Source organism: Streptomyces sp. W16 (assembly GCF_033194735.1).
In the GTDB taxonomy this organism is placed as follows: Bacteria; Actinomycetota; Actinomycetes; order Streptomycetales; family Streptomycetaceae; genus Streptomyces.
Genome location: NZ_JAWOAI010000916.1, coordinates 1 through 2,267, shown reverse-complemented (window position 1 = coordinate 2,267; position 2,267 = coordinate 1). Strand labels below are relative to the sequence as shown.

Below are 2,267 nucleotides of genomic sequence, written 5' to 3'. Positions count from 1 at the left end.
ACTGCCCGGACACAGCAGGACAGTTGAGAGGTCCCGGGCCGTGGGTCCTAGGTCGTGTCCGCAAAGTCCCGTCGTCCGCCCGGATGGCGGGCCCCGCGGCGTCCGGTGCGTGCTCTCGGCATGCCGGACGGAAGCCCTCGTACTGGACGTACTTGGGCTTTCGCCCGGTGCGTCGAGTGGGGGCACCTCCCACGCCCTTGAGGCAGTGGGGGAGCGTGCCGGCCGTCGCGGGGCTGGGGGCACCCCCTCTGGGGGAGGGACTTTGCGGACACGGCCTAGCCCACCGCCGCCGTGCGCACCGCCGCCTCCGTCAGGGTCGTCGCCGTGCGTACGGCGCTGGCGACGGCCTCGTCGGGGGTGAGCCCCAGCTGGTCGGTGAGGGTGAACAGGGCGTCCGCGCCGACGACCACCGCGAGGCCCCGCTTGAGCTGGGTGAACGCGTCCGGGTCGGACACGCCCAGGGTGCCGTCCAGGGGTGCGAGGGCGTGGTCGATGAGGCCGAAACGGATCCCGGGTCGCACGCTCTCCGCGTCGGGGCGGACGATGGTCGCCGCCATCATGGCGCGCACCCCGCCCTGGCGGGCCAGGATGCCGCGCAGCAGGAACTCGCAGGCGTAGGCGACCCGTTCGACGGGATCGCGGGAGTCGGCGACCGGCTGGAGCGCCTCGGCCGGGTCGGGCCAGACACCGGCCAGGGCCTCGCCGATCAGCGACGGAAGGTCGGGGAAGTACCGGTAGGCGGTGGCCTCGGAGACCAGGGCGGCGCGGGCGACCTCGGGCATCGTCACCTCGCTGCCCGCGCCGATCAGCACCCGGGCCGCGTCGACGATCGCCGTACGGGTGCGCTTCTTCTGATTGCTGCGGCCCGTGTCCGTCTGTGCTGTCGCCATCGGTGCGTCACATCCCCGTTTTCGCTCGTCGCTGCCGTCCGTCCCTTCCGCACTTTATCACGACCGACTCTCGTCATGAGAGTTCACTTGCATGACGAGAGTCGGCAGCCTACTGTCCTGAGGGCGCACAACGCGCGGCGAAGACGAGGGAGTCCGAGAATGAACGAGGTTTCCGTGGTCGGTCCGGACGACGGCGAGAGGATCCGTCTGGGCCCGGTCACGATGCGCATCCTTGAGGACGGCAGCACCACCGGCCACCGCCTGGGCATAGGCGAGATCACCCTCGCCCCGCACACCCAGGGCCCGCCGCAGCACCGCCACGGCCAGCACGACGAGGGCTTCTACGTCGTCTCCGGCACCGTGCACTTCACCATCGGCGAGACCGTCCACATCGCCCCGGCCGGCACGCTCGCGATGATCCCGCCCGGCGCCCCGCACACCTTCGCCAACCCCGGCGACGAACCCGCGGTGATGATCAACACCTTCACGCCCGACCTGTTCGTGCAGTACTTCCGCGACCTGCGGGACATGATCGCCGGCGGCCGGGAGTTCAACGCCGAGTCGACGATCGAGATGATGAGCCACTACGCCACGGTCCCCGCGACCGACTTCGCCTGAGCCGGCCGCCGTACGTCAGGAACCGCCCGAGTTCGACGGGCCGAAGAACTCGATCTCGGCGATGGCCACTTGCTTGCTGTCGGAGGCTCCGTAGGCCGACTCGACGGTGAAGCGGACCGCGGTGACCTTGCCCACCCGGAAGGAGCGGCGCTGGGCTCCGGCCCCCTGGTCGAGGTTGAGTTCGCGGGTGGTCGTCTTCCCGTCGGCCGTGGTGATCCTGGCCTCGATACGGTGCGGAAGCGCCGACTGGCCGAGCTGGTCGGCGCGGGTGGAGACACCCGGGGTGATCAGCACGTCCAGCAGCCGCGTCGGCTCGTCGAACCTGGCCTCCAGCCACTGGCCCTCGCCGGACTGCGACAGACCCGGCCCCCACCAGGTGTTGTTCAGCTTGTCGAAGGCCAACTCCGGCTTGTGGCCCGGGAAGGAGCGGGAAGCGGTGACGCGGTCCGGGGAGACGGGGGCGCGCTTGGCGAAGTGGTCCTTGGCCGCCTGGACACCGCGCGGGATGTTGACGGCCAGCACGATCAGCAGGGTCAGGACGATCGCGGCACCGATCCAGGACAGCACCCGGTCGAAGGTGCGGCGCAGCCGGGGCCGGTCCCCCGCCCACGGGATCTCACCGCTGCGGAACGTGAGCAGCCGCCGCCACCAGGGCAGCCGGCCCGGGGCATGCTCCTCGCCGGCCATGGGCATCGCGCAGCGGGCGCAGTAGTGCCGGTCGGGCCGGTTGGCCGTGGCGCACCAGGGGCAGGGCACTCC

3 protein-coding genes are annotated in these 2,267 nt (G+C 71.3%); 1 reads left to right on the top strand and 2 read right to left on the bottom strand.

Translation table 11 applies throughout. The annotated features are described in order from the left end of the window. Positions 1-275 precede the first annotated feature (275 nt). Positions 276-890 carry a TetR/AcrR family transcriptional regulator gene (locus tag R6V09_RS51395; protein WP_317888289.1) on the bottom strand — a complete coding sequence of 205 codons (615 nt, stop codon included), beginning with the start codon at positions 888-890 and terminating at the stop codon, positions 276-278. A gap of 159 nt (positions 891-1,049) precedes the next feature. Here R6V09_RS51395 and R6V09_RS51390 point away from each other — a divergent pair, with 159 nt between their 5' ends. Beyond that, positions 1,050-1,508 (top strand): cupin domain-containing protein, encoded by a 459-nt coding sequence (locus R6V09_RS51390; RefSeq protein WP_317888288.1) that lies wholly within the window; start codon positions 1,050-1,052, stop codon positions 1,506-1,508. Between the two features lie 15 nt (positions 1,509-1,523). Here the strand turns inward: R6V09_RS51390 and R6V09_RS51385 are convergent. Further along, a partial coding sequence (locus R6V09_RS51385; RefSeq protein ID WP_442810300.1) for an NADase-type glycan-binding domain-containing protein occupies positions 1,524-2,267 on the bottom strand: 744 nt, incomplete at its 5' end.

Bases quoted from the DNA above. Each gene is read 5' to 3' on its own strand.
- R6V09_RS51395 (WP_317888289.1), bottom strand. From the start codon at position 890: ATGGCGACAGCACAGACGGACACGGGCCGCAGCAATCAGAAGAAGCGC.
- R6V09_RS51390 (WP_317888288.1), top strand. From the start codon at position 1,050: ATGAACGAGGTTTCCGTGGTCGGTCCGGACGACGGCGAGAGGATCCGT.